Here is an 18,478-nt window from a genome sequence, read left to right as displayed (position 1 = left end):
GCGGCACAAACCTCGGACCGAGCCGGAAACAGCGGTGGGAGCACACCAACCATCAGCAAAAAAGCCCTGCACATGCAGGGCCCATTGCCGACCGATCGCGGTTTGAACGGGTCAAACCGCCTGCGCAACGCACAGAACAGGCATCTTTACGATGCCTGTGACCGGACCGAATTGCCTTGAGAAATCTCGTGGCAAACGGTGGGAGTGGGACTCCTCTTCACTGTCCCTGGCTTGCCGCCGGGATGGTCGCAGCGATCAGTCTAGCAGGCACAACGGGCGGACCCGCCAACCCGGCGAATGCGAACATGCGGTCTCCATTTACCAAGCCAGTCTTAGCATGTAGGCGGCTAAGCATGACCAAGCCGGGAATTTCCCGGCTCAAGGGAATATCCTCGCGGTCTGTGACACTCACTAAGCCGCGCCCGACGCGAAGGGCGACTTCCCGGTATCACTGGCTGCCCGCGGCAGCCGGGTGGACCGTCGGCGTCATCGCGACCGTGTCGCTGCTGGCCAGCTTGTCTCCGCTGATCCGCTGGCTGATCCACCAGCCGCGGACGTTCATCAACAGCTACCTGTTCAACTTTCCGGACACAAGTTTCGCCTGGTCATTTGTGCTGGCCCTGCTGGCCGCGGCGCTGACGGCGCGCAAGCGCATCGCCTGGGTGTTGCTGCTGGGCAACATGGTGGTCGCCGCGGCGATCAACGCCGCGGACATCGCCGCCGGCGGCAACACCCCCGCCGAGGCGTTCGGCGAGAACCTGGGCTTCGCCTTCCACGTGGTCGCGATTGTCCTTCTGGTGCTGGGCTACCGCGAGTTCTGGGCCAAGGTCCGCCGAGGTGCGCTGTTCAGGGCGGCGGGCGTCTTGTTGATCGGCGGCCTCATCGGAATTCTGGCGTCCTGGGGTCTGGTGGAAATGTTCCCCGGCACCCTGGCAGCTCCGGACCGGCTGCCCTACGTGGCCAACCGGGTCATCGGTTTCGGCTTCGCCGACCCGGACCTGTTCACCGGCCGGCCGCACGTGTTCCTCAACGCAATCTTCGGGCTCTTCGGAGCGTTCGCTCTGATCGCCGCCGCGATCGTGCTGTTCCTGTCCCAGCGCGCCGACAATGCCCTGACGGGTGAGGACGAGTCGGCGATTCGCGGTCTGGTCGAGCTGTGGGGCAAGAACGACTCGTTGGCCTACTTCGCCACCCGGCGCGACAAGTCGGTGATCTTCGCCCCCAGCGGCCGCGCCGCCCTCACCTACCGCGTCGAGGTGGGCGTCTGCCTGGCCAGCGGCGATCCCGTCGGCGACCCGAAGGCATGGCCACAGGCCGTCGACGCCTGGTTGCAGCTATGCCAGACGTATGGCTGGGCACCGGGCGTCATGGGCGCCAGCTCACAGGGCGCACAGGTCTACCGTGAGGCGGGCCTCAACGCCCTGGTGCTGGGCGATGAGGCAATCCTGCGCCCGGCCGAGTACAAGCTCTCCGGCCCGGAAATGCGCGGCGTGCGCCAAGCCGTGACGCGGGCCCGCCGGGCCGGGCTGACGGTGCGCATCCGGCGTCACCGCGACATCTCACCGGACGAGATGGAACAGACCGTCGCACGGGCGGACAACTGGCGTGACACCGAAGCCGAACGTGGCTTCTCGATGGCCCTGGGCCGGCTCGGCGACCCGGCCGACGGCGACTGCCTGCTGGTCGAGGCGATCGACCCGAGCGGCGAAGTGGTGGCGATGTTGTCGCTGGTGCCGTGGGGCACCACCGGGGTGTCACTGGATGTGATGCGCCGATCCCGACAGTCCCCCAACGGGACCATCGAATTGATGGTCAGCGAGCTCACCTTGCACGCCGAGAATCTCGGCATCAGCCGGATCTCACTGAACTTCGCGGTCTTCCGATCAGCGTTCGAGCAGGGCGAGCAACTGGGCGCAGGTCCGGTAGCGCGGCTGTGGCGCGGGCTGCTGGTGTTCTTCTCGCGGTGGTGGCAAATCGAGACGCTGTATCGCTCGAACGCCAAATACCAGCCCGAGTGGGTGCCCCGGTACGCGTGTTACGACGACGCCCGCATGATGCCGCGGGTGGGCGTCGCCTCGGTTATCGCCGAAGGCTTCCTAGTACTTCCGTTCACCCGGCGCGACAAGGTCCACACCGGCCACCACCCCGCGGTGCCACAGCGATTGGTGGAGTCCGGGCTGTTACATCCCGACGGCACGGCACCCGACGTCAGCAGCTTGCAGGCGGAGAACCTGTCCGACGCCGAGGCCGACGGCGCCCGGCGCCAACCCGAGCAGGTGCGGGTCCGGCTGGCCAAACTCAAGCAGCTCAACGAGGAGGGTGTTGACGCCTATCCCGTCGGCGAGCCACCCAGCCACAGCGTCACAGCGGCGCTGGCGGCCGAAGACGGGTCACCCGTCTCGGTGGCCGGGCGCATCCTGCGGGTCCGCAACTACGGCGGCGTGTTGTTCGCGCATCTGCGCGACTGGTCGGGCGAAATGCAGCTGCTGCTGGACAACTCACGTCTTGAGCAAGACCGGGCGGCGGACTTCAACGCGACGATCGACCTTGGTGATCTGGTGGAGACGACCGGGCACATGGGATTCAGCGACAAGGGCACCCGGTCGCTGATCGTCACCCACTGGCGGTTGATCGGCAAATGCCTGCGCCCTTTGCCCAATAAGTGGAAGGGCCTCACCGATCCCGAAGCCCGGGTGCGGACCCGATACGTCGACCTGGCGGTCAACGCGGAATCGCGCAACCTGATCACCGCCCGAAGCAGCGCACTGCGCTCGATTCGCGAAACGTTGTTCGCCAAGGGATTCATCGAGGTCGAAACGCCCATTCTGCAGCAGGTGCACGGGGGTGCCACCGCCCGTCCGTTCGTGACCCACATCAATGCCTACGCTATGGACCTGTTCCTGCGGATCGCCCCGGAGCTGTACCTCAAACGGCTTTGTGTCGGCGGTGTGGAGCGCGTTTTCGAACTCGGCCGGGCCTTCCGCAACGAGGGGGTCGACTTCAGCCACAATCCCGAGTTCACGCTCCTGGAGGCCTATCAGGCACACGCCGACTACACGATGTGGATCGACGGCTGCCGCGAGCTCATCCAGAATGCCGCCGAGGCTGCCAACGGCGTTCAGATCGCGCTGCGGCCCAGGACTCAGGATGATTCGATTAGCCACCAGGCGGGCTTGGAACCTATCGACATCTCCGGCGTGTGGCCGGTGAAGACGGTCCACGACGCTGTCTCCGAAGCCCTCGGTGAGCACATCGATCCCGACACCGAGCTCACGACTCTGCGCAAGCTGTGCGACGCCGCCCGCATCCCCTACCGCCCCTATTGGGACGCCGGCGCGGTGGTGCTGGAACTGTACGAGCACCTGGTCGAGGAACGCACCGAGCACCCGACCTTCTACATCGACTTCCCCACCTCGGTGTCTCCGCTTACCAGGCCACATCGCAGCAAGCGCGGGGTGGCCGAGCGCTGGGATCTGGTGGCTTGGGGAGTCGAACTTGGTACCGCCTACAGCGAACTCACCGACCCGGTGGAACAGCGCCGCCGCCTGGAAGAGCAGTCGCTGCTGGCCGCCGGCGGCGACCCCGAAGCGATGGAACTCGACGAAGACTTCCTGCAGGCGATGGAGTACGCGATGCCCCCCACCGGAGGGCTCGGAATGGGTGTCGACCGTGTCGTCATGTTGATCACCGGCCGCAGCATCCGCGAGACTCTGCCGTTCCCGCTCGCAAAACCGCACTAGGACCTCGTCTTAGCTGGCGCACCCGGGCTCAGTTAACTCACAGGAAATAGTGCGGAAACATGGTCCCGGATGGGATTCCGGCGAACAAGAATGAACCCGTGACCGCGTCGACGCCCAGTGACTGGGCGACGGCGGCGTCCGCTGACGAGCTTTCGACTCAAGCCTTCTGCCACACCTCGCTGATGCACGGTTGGGTGCCTTTCACCGTCCAGGTCGTGACCGGCGTGGCGCTGCTGCTGTCCATCGGCTGGCGGACGCGGGCCTGGCGGCTGCGCTGGCTGCCATTGGCAGCGCTGGCCGGATCGGCTGCGGCCTACGCGACCCGCGCATGCGTCAGCCGGATTTCCACCGAACCGGCCCCAGATGCGTTGTGGGCCTGGGCCGGATTAGCCGGAATGGCTGTGACGGTGCTGTTGCTCGGCTGGGGCAGCGCACACTGGTGGCGCCGGGGCATCGCGCTGCTGTCCGTGCCGCTGTGCCTGTTCAGCACCGCGCTCACCCTCAACATGTGGGTCGGATATTTCCCGACCGTGCAGGCATTCTGGGGGCAGCTGACCTCCGGACCGCTTCCCGACCAGACCGATCCGGCCACCATCGCCGCCATGGTCGGCAGCGGCGAACGCCCGCCGCACGGCAGCCTCGTGCCGGTCGTGATCCCAGCTGAGGCGTCGCATTTCAAGCATCGCGGTGAGCTCGTGTACCTGCCGCCGGCCTGGTTCGCGAGCTATCCGCCGCCGCGGCTGCCGACCGTGATGATGATCGGCGGTCAATTCAACACGCCCGCTGACTGGGTACGCGCCGGAAATGCCGTGCGGACGGTCGACGCCTTCGCGGCCGCGCATGACGGCAACGCTCCGATGCTGGTGTTCGTGGACTCTGGTGGCGCATTCAACAACGACACCGAGTGCGTCAACGGACGGCGCGGCAACGCCGCTGACCATCTCACCAAAGATGTTGTTCCGTTTATGGTTTCGCAATTCAGGAGCAGCCCCGAGCCGGCCAACTGGGGCATCGCGGGCTGGTCGATGGGCGGGACCTGCGCGGCGGATCTGACTGTCATGCATCCCAACTTGTTCAGCTCATTCGTTGACGTGGCAGGCGACCTCTATCCCAACGCTGGAAACAAGCAAGAGACGATCTCCCGGCTGTTCGGCGGTGACGCCGCGGCGTGGGCGTCGTTCGACCCGAGCACGGTGATCACCCGGCACGGGCCGTACACCGGCGTTGCGGGGTGGTTCGCGATCCCGTCGCATCGTGAACTGCCGATCGCCGACACCGCTGCCATGCAAGAGGCCGGGCGGGACGCCGAAGCCAATCCCAGTAACCAGACGGCAGCCGCCAATGCGCTGTGCGCGCTGGGGCGCTCCTACGCTATCGACTGCGCGGTGGTCCCGAAACCGGGCAAGCACGACTGGCCGTTCGCGGACCAGGCCTTCGCGACGGCGCTGCCGTGGCTGGCCGGCCGGTTGGGTACACCCGGGGTGCCCAGGATCCCCCTGCCGGGAACCGCTTCGCCCCCGACGCCCACCGGACCGCCGAACCCGCAGCTGGTCGCGGCCGGTAGGTAGCAGGTGTTCCCGGTTGCCCGGATCCGTCGCGCCATTTTCGCGCGGCACTGCAACCCGTGGAGCGCGTGGACGCGCTGGGCCAGCACACCGCTGACCCTCGTTCCGATCTGGACCCGACGGCCGATCCACGCGGTGCTGGTCGGGGCGTGGCTGGCAATCAACCCGTTCGTGTTCGGGAAGCCACACGACCACCGCGCCTGGGCAACGCGGGCGATGCTGGGCGAAGAACTGTGGATCACCCGCCGCCCGCGGGATGCCGCGATGGTGGTCAGCGGGGTGACCTCCGCGGTGGCAGCCGTAGGCGTCGTCGCCGCACGGCGTCGTCGACTGCGTCCAGCATTGCTGGCCGTGGCGGCACAGATGGCGCTGACGATGCTCTACTGGCAGCAGATGGTGGGCTACCTGGAGCGGGCCTCCCCCGAGGATTCGCACACAAACAGCGCCGAACATCGGCTTTGGCAGAGCGATAGCGGGAAATCGTCTCGCCATTCTCGGTGATTTCGTATCCGGTGCGACGGCTAGGCCCTTACAGATAATTTTTCGCCGCCCATATCGCCCAAATAGGCGGTGCAGGTCTGAACTATGTGATGCACTTCAATGACTCAATCCGCCAAGCGTGTTTTGGCAATCGGCCGCCGGTCGGTCCGGCCACACGGGAGTAGTCGATATGTCGCTTTTGGCAGTAACACCACATGAAATTTGCTCTGCTGCAACAGGTTTGACTACCATCAGCGCGACGCTAAGCACCGCCAACGCTGCCGCAGCGGGGCGGACGGCGGATTTGCTGGCCGCCGGCGAGGACGAGGTGTCGGCCGCTGTTGCCGCTCTTTTTTCCGAGCACGGGCTGGCGTATCAACTGGTCAGCAGACAAGCGGCGTCATTCCATGCCCAGTTCGCAAACGTCTTGGCCGCCAGCGGCAGTTCTTATGCTCTCGCCGAGGCAGCGACCGCTGCCCCATTGTCCAGTCCACTGCAGATCGTCCAGCAAAGCCTGCTCAACGCAGTCAACGGTCCCTTCCTGGCCCTGACCGGGCGCCCACTCATCGGCAACGGCGCGGCGGGCACTCCGGGTACCGGGCAAGACGGCGCACCGGGCGGATGGTTGTTCGGTGACGGCGGAGCCGGCGGCTCCGGCGCGCCGGCACAAAAAGGCGGCAATGGCGGGGCCGCAGGGCTATTCGGCACCGGCGGTACCGGTGGCGCCGGCGGCATTGTTGGTGGCGCTGGAAACACCGCCGGAGCCGGCGGCGCCGGGGGCGCCGGCGGTTTTCTGTCAGGCAGTGGCGGCGCCGGCGGCGACGGAGGGTACGGCCGCACCGGCGCCGCCGGTGGCGGGGGCGGACTCGGTGGCGCCGGCGGGCTGTTGGGCGCGGGCGGACACGGAGGGGCAGGCGGATTCGGTGCCAGCGGGACTGGCGGGGGTGTCGGCGGAGCGGGCGGAACCGGCGGCTTACTGGCAGGTCTGTTGGGCGCCGGTGGCGGGGCCGGCGGAGCCGGCGGGTCTAGCGGCGGCTTGGGCAACGGCGCAACCGGCGGAGCGGGCGGAGCGGGCGGATTGTTGTTCGGCAACGGTGGGCCTGGCGGTGCCGGAGGTTCCAACCAGGGTCCCGGTTTTTCGGCCGGGGCCGGCGGGCATGGCGGCAGTGCAGGATTGCTATTCGGTGACGGCGGTTCTGGTGGGGCCGGCGGGTCCAGCCAGGCTGGTGCGGGCGGAGCTGGCGGGGCAGGCGGTACCGCCGGCTTGATCGGGGCGGCCGGAGCCGGAGGTACTGGCGGCGCCGGCGGCGCCGGAACCGGCGGGGCCGGCGGAGCCGGTGGTGACGCCAGAGTTCTCGGCGGCGGTGGAAGCGGCGGAGCCGGCGGGGCCAGTGGAAACGGCGTGGGCGGACACGGTGGTGCCGGCGGTCAGAGCGGCGTGGTGTGGGGCACCGGGGGTGCCGGCGGTAGCGGAGGGGCAAGCCTGTTGGGTGGCGCCGGCGGACAGGGCGGAAACGGCGGCAACGGCGTACTGATCGGCAACGGCGGCAACGGCGGCGTCGGCGGGACCGGTACGGCGCTCGGCGGCACCGGCCTCGGCGGCACCAGCGGCTTGCTGGTCGGGCTAGACGGCTATAACGCTCCTGCCAGCAGCTCGCCGCTACACGCCCTGCAGCAACAGATCTTCGCCGCAATCAACACACCGACCCAAGCGCTCACCGGGCGTCCTCTGATCGGCAATGGCACACCCGGACAGGCGGGCACCGGTCAAGGCGGCGGCCCCGGCGGGTGGTTACTTGGCGACGGTGGGGCGGGCGGCTCCGGCGCCGCGGGCCTTAACGGGGGCGCCGGCGGAGCCGCTGGGTTGTGGGGCACCGGCGGCGACGGCGGAACCGGTGGCAACTCCTCGGTCGGCAATGCTGGAGCGGGAGGGTCTGGAGGCGCCGGTGGCGTCCTCGGCGGCAACGGTGGAGGCGGGGGCGGCGGCGGTCTCACCAATGTCGTTGGCGGCCGCGGCGGGGCCGGCGGTTCCGGCGGGACCGGGGGGTGTTCGGCGCCGGTGGTGACGGTGGGCTCGGCGGAGCCGGTCTGGCCGGCCCCGGTGCGGTCGGCGGTGTCGGTGGCGCTGGCGGCAACAGCGGGCTACTGGGCACCGGCGGCGGAAACGGCGGCGGCGGCGGACTTGGCGCTTCCACCGGGGGCGCCGGAGGCGCCGGGGGCAACGCCGGCCTGCTTGCCGGCCCCGGCGGCAACGGCGGAGCCGGCGGGTGGAGCACTAACAACGGCGGGAAAGGCGGAACCGGTGGAAACGCCGGCCTGCTGTTCGGCGGCGGAGGAGACGGCGGAACCGGCGGTTCGGGAGCTTCGACGGGATCGGGCGGTGCCGGAGGCAACGGCGGCAGCGCCGGCTTCCTGATGTCCAACGGCGGCGCCGGCGGTGCCGGCGGACCGTCTTCGAGCACCGGCGGGGCTGGTGGAAACGGTGGTAGCGCGTCCCTGATCGGCAGTGGCGGCGCAGGCGGGGCGGGCGGGATCGGTCTCACTGTTGTCGGGGGCTCCGGCGGATCCGGCGGCCTTGCGGGCCCGCTGTTCGGGACGGGAGGAGCCGGGGGCGCCGGTGGCGCGGCCGACTCCGGGTTGTCCAAGGGAGGTGCTGGCGGGATGGGCGGTGGCGCCGTGCTTTTGGGTGTGGGCGGCAACGCCGGCAACGGCGGGACGGGTCCTACGTCGGGGAGCGGCGGGAGTGGCGGATCAGTGCTGCTGTTCGGCCTGAACGGGTTCGACGGAGTACCGTAACCCCGCATCGTTGACCGCTTCGAGCGCAGGAATTGCCGCCGACGGCCCGCAAGTACATCGGGTGACGGCTTGTCCGGACTTTCCCTGCTACTCGCCTTTGCCGTCTGCGGCTATTCCGCCGGCGGATACGCTGATTGGTTCAGACAGGATCAGCACCGCTGCCGTCAGAACGCCTTCAAGAACCTGCGCCAGTACCCTGTTCAGCATGCCTGGACAGCCGCCGAATACCGACCCCGGATACGACGACTCCGGCGTGCCGAAATTCGACTCGGTGCGCGAGAAGATCGAGTCGCGCTTCGGGGCCGCGCAGGGTGCCGAAGAACTCGCAGCCGAAACCGCCGAAGGCAGGTCCGTCGAGGAGCAGTACGAGCAGCGTCAGCGAGCGGCAGCCGAGCGCCTGGCGAATATCCGGGAGTCGATGCGCACCGATGACTGACGTCACTCGGTGACTGATGCGTAGATTCAGCATCGCCGAACGCCGGAACCGGTTGGCGCGCAGGCATTTTCTTTCCGGCGCCGGCTCCGTGTCCCGGGTGACCGCCGGGCTGATAGGCCTGCACGCCACCGATCCTGCCACTCCCTACCTGTCACTGTGGGCGCGGTGCCGCGCGTTCTCGACCGGCGACCTGGACCGGGTTCTGTACGAGAAGCGCTCTGCCGTCAAGCAACTGGCGATGCGTAGGACCTTATGGGTGGTGAACTCCGAAGACGTGGGGCTGGTTCAGTCGGCGGCCAGCGCTCAGGTAGCCGACACCGAGCGGCGCCGACTGCTCACCGACCTGCATAAGGCCGGCGTGACCACGGACGGCGAGAGCTGGCTGGACCAGGCGTGCGCCGCGGTGGTGCGCCATCTGGCTGACCACGGCCCGACCAGCAGCACCGAACTGCGCAAAGCGCTGCCGGAGTTGGCCGGCAACTACGACCCGGCCCCCGGAAAGCGCTGGGGCGGCACGGTTCCCGTGGCGCCGCGAGTGTTGACAGTGCTGTCTGCGCGCGGTGACATCATGCGGGGCCCCAACGACGGGGGCTGGACCGCGTCGCGCCCGCGCTGGAGCGCCGCCGCGGACTGGCTCGCGCAGTCCGGCGAACCGATGCCGGAAGCGGCGGCGCGGGCCGAGTTGATCCGCCGATGGTTACAGACATTCGGCCCGGCGACGGTCAACGACATCAAGTGGTGGTTCGGCACCACGTTGACCGCGGTGCGGGCGGCGCTGGCCACCATCGGCGCGGTGGAGGTCGACTTGCACGGCGGCGCCGGTTACGCGTTGGCCAACGACTTGGGCGTAGAACCGGAAGTGGCTCCGTGCGGCGCCCTGCTGCCCGGTCTGGATCCCACCACCATGGGCTGGTCCGAACGGCACTGGTACCTGGGCGAGCATCGCGAGCAGATCTTCGACAGCAACGGCAACGCCGGGCCAACGGCTTGGTGGAACGGACGCGTGGTTGGCGGCTGGTGTCAGGACCCCGCCGATAAGCAAGACGCGCGCGTGCATCTGCAGCTGCTGGAAGACCCCGGCAGCGAAGCGCGACAGACCTTGCAGCAGCAGGCCGACCAGCTCACCGAATGGCTGAACGGGGTCCGGATCAGCGCACGCTTCCCGTCACCGCTGTCGAAGTCGGGCCTTCGGGCGTGACATCGAAGCACAGGACGATGGGAAAGCACGGGACAAGGGGTATGCCTGAGCCATGGACTGGCTGATGTCGCATGCGGTCGCGATCGGCTCGGCGTTGCTGGCATCGTTTGTCGCGGCGGTTGGCATCGTCGTTCGGCAGGCCGCTCTGCAGGCGGTAGCGGGCGGATCCCCAAGTGCCGTGGCAGTGATTCGGGACCGGCTGTGGTGGGCCGGTACCACCGCCGCCATCGCCGGATACGTGTTTCAAGCCCTGGCCTTGGCGCACGGGTCGCTGCTGTTGGTGCAACCGATGCTGGTCTCCTCCCTGCTGTTCGTGCTGCCCCTGAGCGCGGTGCGGTCAGGGAATCGGGTGCCGGGCTCCGAGTGGGCCTGGGCGAGCCTGCTTACCGCCGCACTCGCGGTGTTCGTGCTGGTGGGCCAACCGCGAGAGGGGCACTACCGGCCTCCGACGCCGGCGTGGGCGCTGGCGCTGGTCGCAGCGGTGCCGGTGGTCGTCGCGGTGCTGGCTGCCCGTCGCACCACCGACCGGGTCCGCGCCACCTGGCTAGGTGTGGCGGTGGCCCTGTTGCTCGGGATGATCGCCGTGCTTACCAAGACCTGCACGCAGCGCTACGCGGTGGGAGGCTGGCACGCCCTGCTCACCGCCCCCGCACCGTACGTGCTGGTCGCTCTGGCGGTTGCGGCGACGGTGCTGCAGCAGTGGGCGTTCCATGCCGGTGCCTTGCAGGCCTCCGTGCCGATCATGCTGGTCGGCGAGCCGCTGGTCGCGGTGATGCTGGGCGTGCTGGTGCTCGGTGAGCACCTGACGGTCCAGGGTGCCGGGGCGGTTGCGCTGCCGCTAGCGATCGCGGCGATGCTGGCAGCCACGATTGCGCTGGCCCGTGGGGAAGGTGCGGAGACGGAGAAGGCAGCCGCTACCCTCCGGGCCTGACTCAGCGAGCACGCGGGCCCCGCTGTTGGCAGTAGGTGTGATGCGGCCGGCGCAGCGCCGGGAGTGTTACGCGCTGACTTTGCGCCGCTTGGTGTTGGCCCGTCGTGCTGTCGGCGGCGCCACCACCTCGGCCAGGAACTTGCCGGTGTAGCTTTCCGGGACCGCGGCCACGTCCTCCGGAGTGCCTTGCGCGACAACGGTTCCGCCGCCGGCGCCGCCTTCGGGTCCCATGTCGACGATCCAGTCCGAGGTCTTGATAACGTCCAGGTTGTGTTCGATCACGATCACCGTGTTGCCTTTGTCGACCAGGCCGTTGATCACCTTCAGCAGCTTGCGGATGTCGTCGAAATGTAGCCCGGTGGTCGGCTCGTCGAGGACGTAGATCGTCCGCCCGGTCGAGCGCTTCTGCAGCTCGGAAGCCAACTTCACCCGCTGCGCCTCACCACCGGACAATGTCGGTGCGGGTTGCCCGAGGCGCACGTAACCCAAACCGACCTCGACCAGGGTGCGCAGGTAGCGGTGGATGCCGCTGATCGGCTCGAAGAACTCCGCAGCCTCCTCGATCGACATGTCCAGCACCTCGGAGATGGTCTTGCCCTTGTAGTGCACCTCCAGGGTCTCCCGGTTGTACCGGGCGCCCTGACAGACCTCGCACGGCACATACACATCGGGCAAGAAGTTCATCTCAATCTTGATGGTGCCGTCACCGGTGCAGGCTTCGCAGCGACCACCCTTGACATTGAACGAGAACCGGCCCGGTTGGTAGCCGCGAACTTTCGCTTCGGTGGTGGCGGCGAACAGCGTCCGGATCTTGTCGAACACCCCGGTGTAGGTAGCTGGATTGGATCGCGGCGTTCGCCCGATCGGCGACTGATCAACCCGGACCAGCTTGTCCAGGTGGTCCAGGCCGGTGACACGGGTATGGCGGCCGGGCACCTGCCGCGCACCGTTGAGACGGTTAGCCAGCACTGCGGCCAGGATGTCATTCACCAACGTCGATTTGCCGGATCCGGACACCCCGGTGACCGAGGTCAGCACTCCAAGCGGGAATGACACGTCGATGCCGCGCAGGTTGTGTTCGCGGGCGCCGACGACGGTGAGCTGCCGCTTGCGGTCGGTCGGCCGTCGCAGCGCGGGCATCTCGATGCTTTCGCGCCCGGACAGATAGGCGCCGGTAATCGACTCCTTGTTGGTCAGCAACTCGCTGTACGGGCCACTGTGCACGATGAGGCCGCCGTGCTCGCCGGCCCTGGGGCCGATGTCGACGATCCAGTCCGCGTGCTCGATGGTGTCCTCGTCGTGCTCGACGACGATCAGCGTATTGCCCAAATCCCTGAGACGCGTGAGGGTTTCGATGAGCCTGCGGTTGTCGCGCTGATGCAGACCGATGGACGGCTCGTCGAGCACATAGAGCACGCCGACCAGCCCGGAGCCGATCTGGGTAGCCAGCCGGATGCGCTGGGCCTCACCGCCGGACAGCGTGGCCGCCGCCCGCGACAGCGACAGGTACTCCAGCCCAACGTCGAGCAGGAACCCCAACCGCGACTGGATCTCTTTGAGCACCTGCCCGGCGATCGCCGCCTCGCGGGTGCCCAGCGTGAGGGCGTTCAGAAAGTCTGAGCAGTCAGCTATCGACAGCTCACAGACTTCGGCGATGGACTTCGGGCCGTACTCCCCCGCGGTCAGCATGACCGCCAGGATTTCCGGCTTCAGCCGCGTGCCGTCACACACCGGGCACGGGATATCCCGCATGAAGCCCTCGTAGCGCTCCTTCATCTGTTCGGACTCTGTCTGAGCCATCTTGCGTTGCAGGAACGCCAGCACGCCCTCGAACTCCGCGTAGTACGAGCGGGTGCGCCCGTACCGATTGCGATACCGCACATGCACCTGCTCGTCGGCGCCCTCCAGAATTGCCTTGCGGGCCTTGGCCGGCAGCTTGCGCCACGGGGTGTCGACGTCGAACCCGAGCGCGTCGCCCAGCCCGGCCATCATCCGGGTGAAGTACTCCGCGGTGTGGCCGGACGACCAGGGCGCCACCGCGCCTTCGGCCAGCGTCAGATCTGGATCGGGCACCACCAGGTCGGGATCGACCTCCTTGCGGATACCCAGACCGACGCACTCGGGGCAGGCGCCGTACGGGGAGTTGAAGGAGAAGGACCGCGGCTCCAGGTCGTCGACCGCCAGCGCATGCCCGTTCGGGCAGGCGAGCTTCTCGGAGAACCGCTGCTCACGAGGGTGATCATGCTCGTCGCGGTCGTCGGGGAATTCCAGCACCACAATGCCGTCGGCCAGATTCAGCGCGGTCTCCACCGAGTCGGTGAGCCGCTGCTTGGCGCTCGCTTTGACGGTCAGGCGGTCCACCACCACCTCGATGTCGTGCTTTTCCTGCTTCTTCAGTTTCGGCGGCTCGGTCAACGGGTGCACCACTCCGTCGACCCGCACCCGGCTGTAGCCCTGGGCGTTGAGCTTGTCGAACAAGTCGGCGAACTCGCCTTTGCGGGTTCGCACCACCGGCGCGAGCACCAGGAACCGGATGCCTTCCTCCATCGCCAGCACCTGGTCGACGATTTGCTGCGGCGTCTGGCGCGCGATGCGCTCACCGCAGGCCGGGCAGTGCGGGGTGCCGGCGCGGGCGTACAGCAGGCGCAGGTAGTCGTACACCTCGGTGATAGTGCCGACCGTCGAGCGCGGGTTGCGGTTGGTCGACTTCTGGTCGATGGACACCGCCGGCGACAGCCCCTCGATGAAGTCGACATCCGGCTTGTCCATCTGCCCCAGGAACTGGCGGGCGTATGCCGACAGCGATTCCACGTAACGCCGCTGACCCTCGGCGAAAATGGTGTCGAACGCCAGCGAGGACTTACCCGACCCGGACAGCCCGGTGAAGACGATCAAGGCATCCCGGGGTAGATCAAGGTCGACGCTGCGCAGATTGTGCTCGCGTGCGCCCTTGACGATGAGGCGGTCAGCCACGCTGCCCCTTTCAGCTGAAACTCGTGTCGCCCTGGTCATAAACGGTCAGAACGCAGGCCGCATTCCATGCTAGGTCGCCCCACCGACAAGCACCCCGGCCAGCCGTCCAAGTAGCCTGCTGGGGTATGACCGCTTCCCAGCTCAGCGACGACTACACCGGACACGTCGAACCGGGCACGGCGGCCCGGCGCACGCTGCCCGGAGCGACGATCGTGAAGGCTTCGGTAGGCCCGATGGACAACAACGCCTACCTGATCACATGTTCTGCGACCGGAGAAACGCTGCTCATCGATGCCGCGAACGACGCCGACGTTCTGATCGACCTCATACGACGGTACGCGCCGACGTTATCGCTGATCCTGACCAGCCACCAGCACTTCGACCACTGGCAGGCGCTGGCAGCCGTCGTGGCGGCCACCGGATCGGCGACGGCCGCCCACGAAATCGACGCCGAGCCGCTTCCGGTCCGCCCGGACCGTTTGCTGGCCAACGGCGACACGGTGCAGATCGGTGAGCTGACGTTCCAAGTGATCCATTTGCGGGGGCACACCCCGGGATCGATCGCGCTGGCATTGGACGGCCCCGCAACCGGTGGTGTCACCCACTTGTTCACCGGCGACTGCTTGTTCCCGGGCGGTGTCGGCAAAACGTGGCAGCCGGGCGACTTCGAACAATTGCTCGGCGACGTCACCACCCGGGTGTTCGACGTGTACGACGATTCCACCGTGATCTACCCGGGCCACGGCGACGACACCGTGCTGGGCGCCGAACGCCCGCACATCCAGGAGTGGCGCGAGCGGGGCTGGTGACGCCCCGGTTCTAGGTGGTGTGCACGATCAGGACGTCGACCTTGGCCTTCCGGGAGACGTTCGCCGGCACAGAACCGAGCAGCCGGCCCGCGATCGTGCTTAGACCTACGTTGCCGACCACCAGCAGATCCGCTTTCTCCGACTCAGCGAGCTGAACCAGCGCGTCCACCGGCGCGCCCTCGATCGCCCGCTCCTCGACGTTCTTCGCCCCGGCGTTGTGTGCCCGCTCCTTTGCGTCGTGCAGGATCTCGTAGATGGGGCCGGTGCCGGTGACCTTGTAGCTCTCGCTCTTCAGGGCGTCGACCGCACGCGCGTCCTCGTGCTGCGGCAGGTATGCCGACGCAATGATCAATTTGGCGTCCGCCCCCGCGATCGCGGCTGCCCTGTCGACCGCGCGCAGCGACGAATCCGAGCCGTCAGTCCCTACGACCACGGTTTGATAGGCGCTCATTTACCCTCCAAGGTGTCGGTGTCCGCCAACTCAAGACCCTATCGCGTTGCTGGACCCAGACGGGAGAGGTTTGCGGCGCGGGTCACGTCCCGGCCGCCTGTGCACATAAAGTTGAGATCAACCATGTCTGTGTCAATCGTCGAAAATCCAGTGGCTGACGACGCCGAACCGGCGGCCACGACACATCGGAGGGGTCGTTTACTCGACCCCTGGGTGGTCGCGGCGCTGACCTCCGTCATCAGCGCAGCGTGGGCCGGCAGACCGTCGTTGTGGTTCGACGAGGGAGCGACCATCACGGCTTCGGCCAGTCGCACGCTACCTGAGCTGTGGAAGCTGCTGGGTCACATCGATGCCGTGCACGGCTTCTACTACCTGCTGATGCACGGCTGGTTCGCGATCTTCCCGCCGACGGAGTTCTGGTCGCGGGTCCCCAGCGCGCTGGCTGTCGGGGCCGCCGCAGCGGGCGTGGTGGTGTTCGCCAAGGAGTTTTCCGGGCGCGCGACGGCGCTGTGTGCGGGTGCCGTGTTCGCCATTCTCCCGCGGGTGACCTGGGCCGGCATCGAAGCACGCTCGTCGGCACTGGTGGTTGCGGTCGCCGCATGGCTCACGGTGCTGTTGGTTGCCGCGGTGCGCCGCAACCGGGCGCGGCTCTGGGTGTCCTACGCGCTGCTGCTAATGCTGGCGATTCTCGTCAACGTCAACATGGTGTTGCTGGTGTTGTTCTACGCCGCAATCCTGACCTTGCTGACGCCCCGGGGATCGCGCAAGTGGCCGGCGATCTGGCTGGCCGTGACATCGGTGGTTGCGCTGGGGGCGATGACGCCGTTCATGCTGTTTGCTCACCAGCAGGTGTGGCAGGTCGGGTGGATCAACGGACTGAAACGGAACCTGTTCCTGGACGTCGTGCACCGCCAGTACTTCGACCACAGCGTCCCGTTCGCGATCCTGTCAGGCGTGCTGGTACTGACCGCCGCCGCTCTACGCCTCACCGGCAAGGTGCGTGCCGAGCACGGCGCAAGCCGGCTGCTGCTCGTCAGCGCGCTGTGGGTGGTGGTTCCCACCGCCACCGTGCTGATCTATTCGGCCGTGAGCGAACCGATCTACTATCCGCGATACCTCATCTTCACCGCTCCGGGTGCGGCCGTCGTCCTCGCCGTCTGCATCATGGCGATCGCCCGCCGGCGCTGGCAGGTGGCCGCACTGGTGGCGGTGCTGGCCGCCGCCGCGTTCCCCAACTACTTGTTCACCCAGCGTGGGCCGTACGCCAAGGAAGGCTGGGACTACAGCCAGGTCGCCGACGTCATCAGCGCCCACGCTGCCCCCGGCGACTGCCTACTGGTCGACAACACGGTGCCGTGGAGGCCCGGGCCGATCCGCGCGCTGTTGGCCACCCGTCCCGCGGCCTTCCGGTCGCTGATCGACGTCGAGCGGGGCTTCTACGGGCCCAAGGTCGGCGCGCTGTGGGACGGTCACGTGGCGGTGTGGCTGACGACGGCGAAGATCAACAAGTGTCCGACATTGTGGACGATCACCAACCGGGACAAGTCACTGCCCGATCATCAAGTCGGGCAAGCGTTGTCGCCCGGAGCGGCGTTCGGGCGGGCACCGGTCTACCTATTCCCCGGCTATCTCGGCTTTCACATCGTGGAGCGGTGGCAGTTCCACTACTCGCAGGTCGTCAAGTCAAGCCGCTGAGCGCCGGTCGCGATGAGTCGCCTGGTAGGAGGCGACGAACCCGAATGCGGCCAGCGCAGTGAACACCGAGAACAACCAGCGCGCCGACGTCACTTCCCCGCCCGGGGCGGTGTTGACCACGACGCCGGCCAGTCCTGCGCCGAAGGCCCCGGAACTAAGTTGGATGATGTTGATCGCGGCGGCCGCCGCGCTGCTTTCGGCCGGGTCGTCGACCGCCGTCATCGCCCGCACCGCCAGGTGCGGCCACGCGATCCCGATGCCCGCCCCGGTGGTCAACAGCGCCAGCGCCCAGATCGCGACGATGCCGAGCGGCGCGTAGGGGCGCTGGGTCACCGCGCCCAGGGCCAGGCCGGCCGCCATCACCAGCGGCGCCGCCGCGACGACATGCCCGATCACCTGACGATTGGTCAGCGATGCACTGGCGATCTCGCCGATCGTCCACCCGGTGGCCAGCGCCGCGCCGAGAAAGCCAGCCTCCACCGGACTCAGGTCCGCCAGTTGCTGACCGAACAGCGGCACGTAGGTGTTGGCCATCGCGGCGACCATCTGTACGGCCATTGTCAGGTAGATCCACTTCAACGGCCCTGGGCCGAATACGCTTCGCGGCAGCACCGCGACGTGCATACGCCAGTCGACGATCAGGAATACGCCGACCAGCAGCACCGCGGCAGCCAGCAGCCCAAGGGTTTGCACCAGGTAGTGCGGCAGGGCGGCGACGCTGACGGCCAGTGCGGCTGCCCCCATCAGCAGCAGCGACCAGATCGGCACCGCGCGGGTTGGCTTTGGTGCATCTTCCGAGCCGGACCGTGTCGCCCTCACGACCTTCAGCACCAGCACGGCCATCAGCGCAGCCGCCAGGCCCATAGCCACGAAAGCCCACCGCCACAGCCCGAACTGGGCAAAGAATCCTCCCGCGGTGGGCCCGATCAGCGTTGCGACGCCCCACATCGTCGACACCAACGCTGAGCCGCGGGTCCATAGCGGACGCGGAAGGGCGGTGTTGATCAGCGCGTATCCCAGGCCTGCCAACAGGCCGCCGGCAACGCCCTGCAACATTCGCCCCGCGACGAGCACTTCGATGGTCGGCGCCAGTGCCGAGACCAGCCCGGCAAGCCCGAACACGGTCAGCCCCATCAGATATGACGATCGAGCACCGACGCGCAGCAACATCGGGTTGACGGTGGTCGCCGCGACCACCGAACCGATCAGATACAGCGTCGTCGCCCAGGAGAACAGTCGATCGCCGCCGATGTCGGCGACGATGCTCGGAAGCATGCTGACCGTGAGGAACTCGTTGGTGGCGTACAACGCAACGCCGCCGGCCAACACGGTGCACGTGCCCAGGTGCTGCCCGATCAGCTCACGCCAACTGCCGGTCTCGCCGACCGTCTCCGCCACTCCTCC

General features: G+C 67.7%; 13 protein-coding genes. 10 read left to right on the top strand and 3 right to left on the bottom strand.

The window, feature by feature from the left end; all coding sequences use genetic code 11:
* Window positions 1–353 precede the first annotated feature (353 nt).
* From lysX to JX552_RS13975, 8 genes are all read left to right on the top strand, one after another.
* A complete protein-coding gene (gene lysX / locus JX552_RS14005) occupies window positions 354–3,740 on the top strand; it encodes a bifunctional lysylphosphatidylglycerol synthetase/lysine--tRNA ligase LysX (RefSeq protein WP_205877948.1) in 3,387 nt (1,128 codons plus the stop codon).
* Window positions 3,741–3,799: 59 nt separating this feature from the next.
* Window positions 3,800–5,308 (top strand): alpha/beta hydrolase, encoded by a 1,509-nt coding sequence (locus tag JX552_RS14000; protein ID WP_205877947.1) that lies wholly within the window; start codon window positions 3,800–3,802, stop codon window positions 5,306–5,308.
* Between the two features lie 3 nt (window positions 5,309–5,311).
* The gene (locus JX552_RS13995; protein ID WP_346779304.1) at window positions 5,312–5,806 is read left to right on the top strand and encodes a DUF6653 family protein; all 495 of its coding nucleotides are present in this window, start codon (window positions 5,312–5,314) and stop codon (window positions 5,804–5,806) included.
* A 169-nt stretch (window positions 5,807–5,975) separates the two neighbouring features.
* Entirely contained in the window at window positions 5,976–8,201 is a 2,226-nt protein-coding gene (locus tag JX552_RS13990) for a PE family protein (protein ID WP_277396076.1), read from the top strand.
* Complete coding sequence (locus tag JX552_RS33335; RefSeq protein WP_277396075.1) at window positions 8,201–8,581, top strand: PE-PGRS family protein; 381 nt, start codon at window positions 8,201–8,203, stop codon at window positions 8,579–8,581. Before JX552_RS13990 ends, JX552_RS33335 begins: the two co-directional genes overlap by 1 nt.
* Before the next feature lie 205 nt (window positions 8,582–8,786).
* Window positions 8,787–9,017 (top strand): hypothetical protein, encoded by a 231-nt coding sequence (locus JX552_RS13985; RefSeq protein ID WP_205877946.1) that lies wholly within the window; start codon window positions 8,787–8,789, stop codon window positions 9,015–9,017.
* A 16-nt stretch (window positions 9,018–9,033) separates the two neighbouring features.
* Complete coding sequence (locus JX552_RS13980) at window positions 9,034–10,215, top strand: winged helix DNA-binding domain-containing protein (RefSeq protein ID WP_205877945.1); 1,182 nt, start codon at window positions 9,034–9,036, stop codon at window positions 10,213–10,215.
* Window positions 10,216–10,267: 52 nt separating this feature from the next.
* Window positions 10,268–11,146, top strand: a complete 879-nt coding sequence (locus JX552_RS13975) for a DMT family transporter (RefSeq protein ID WP_205877944.1) — start codon at window positions 10,268–10,270, stop codon at window positions 11,144–11,146.
* A gap of 66 nt (window positions 11,147–11,212) precedes the next feature.
* Here the strand turns inward: JX552_RS13975 and uvrA are convergent, their stop codons facing one another.
* A complete protein-coding gene (uvrA, locus tag JX552_RS13970) occupies window positions 11,213–14,119 on the bottom strand; it encodes an excinuclease ABC subunit UvrA (RefSeq protein WP_205877943.1) in 2,907 nt (968 codons plus the stop codon).
* 125 nt (window positions 14,120–14,244) lie between these two features.
* On the opposite strand from uvrA, the gene JX552_RS13965 reads away from it, so the two are divergent.
* Entirely contained in the window at window positions 14,245–14,928 is a 684-nt protein-coding gene (locus tag JX552_RS13965) for an MBL fold metallo-hydrolase (protein WP_205877942.1), read from the top strand.
* Window positions 14,929–14,938: 10 nt separating this feature from the next.
* Here the strand turns inward: JX552_RS13965 and JX552_RS13960 are convergent, their stop codons facing one another.
* Window positions 14,939–15,379 carry a universal stress protein gene (locus tag JX552_RS13960; RefSeq protein WP_065137026.1) on the bottom strand — a complete coding sequence of 147 codons (441 nt, stop codon included), beginning with the start codon at window positions 15,377–15,379 and terminating at the stop codon, window positions 14,939–14,941.
* 123 nt (window positions 15,380–15,502) lie between these two features.
* On the opposite strand from JX552_RS13960, the gene JX552_RS13955 reads away from it, so the two are divergent.
* On the top strand, window positions 15,503–17,074 hold the full coding sequence (locus tag JX552_RS13955; RefSeq protein ID WP_205877941.1) for a mannosyltransferase: 1,572 nt from the start codon (window positions 15,503–15,505) through the stop codon (window positions 17,072–17,074).
* Here JX552_RS13955 and JX552_RS13950 read toward each other — a convergent pair.
* On the bottom strand, window positions 17,063–18,472 hold the full coding sequence (locus tag JX552_RS13950; RefSeq protein WP_205877940.1) for an MFS transporter: 1,410 nt from the start codon (window positions 18,470–18,472) through the stop codon (window positions 17,063–17,065). The two genes, JX552_RS13955 and JX552_RS13950, sit on opposite strands and share 12 nt — an antisense overlap.
* Window positions 18,473–18,478: the final 6 nt, after the last annotated feature.

Origin of the sequence: Mycobacterium gordonae (assembly GCF_017086405.1) — a bacterium.
Classification (GTDB): Bacteria; Actinomycetota; Actinomycetes; order Mycobacteriales; family Mycobacteriaceae; genus Mycobacterium; species Mycobacterium gordonae_D.
The sequence above is the reverse complement of the archived record's forward strand: the minus strand, read 5'-3'. Positions and strand labels throughout refer to the sequence as shown.

What these genes read in the sequence shown, in the direction of transcription:
- lysX (WP_205877948.1), top strand. Translation starts at nt 354, where the DNA reads ATGACCAAGCCGGGAATTTCCCGGCTCAAGGGAATATCCTCGCGGTCT.
- JX552_RS14000 (WP_205877947.1), top strand. Translation starts at nt 3,800, where the DNA reads ATGGTCCCGGATGGGATTCCGGCGAACAAGAATGAACCCGTGACCGCG.
- JX552_RS13990 (WP_277396076.1), top strand. Translation starts at nt 5,976, where the DNA reads ATGTCGCTTTTGGCAGTAACACCACATGAAATTTGCTCTGCTGCAACA.
- JX552_RS33335 (WP_277396075.1), top strand. Translation starts at nt 8,201, where the DNA reads ATGTCCAACGGCGGCGCCGGCGGTGCCGGCGGACCGTCTTCGAGCACC.
- JX552_RS13985 (WP_205877946.1), top strand. Translation starts at nt 8,787, where the DNA reads ATGCCTGGACAGCCGCCGAATACCGACCCCGGATACGACGACTCCGGC.
- JX552_RS13980 (WP_205877945.1), top strand. Translation starts at nt 9,034, where the DNA reads ATGCGTAGATTCAGCATCGCCGAACGCCGGAACCGGTTGGCGCGCAGG.
- JX552_RS13975 (WP_205877944.1), top strand. Translation starts at nt 10,268, where the DNA reads ATGGACTGGCTGATGTCGCATGCGGTCGCGATCGGCTCGGCGTTGCTG.
- JX552_RS13965 (WP_205877942.1), top strand. Translation starts at nt 14,245, where the DNA reads ATGACCGCTTCCCAGCTCAGCGACGACTACACCGGACACGTCGAACCG.
- JX552_RS13960 (WP_065137026.1), bottom strand. Translation starts at nt 15,379, where the DNA reads ATGAGCGCCTATCAAACCGTGGTCGTAGGGACTGACGGCTCGGATTCG.
- JX552_RS13955 (WP_205877941.1), top strand. Translation starts at nt 15,503, where the DNA reads ATGTCTGTGTCAATCGTCGAAAATCCAGTGGCTGACGACGCCGAACCG.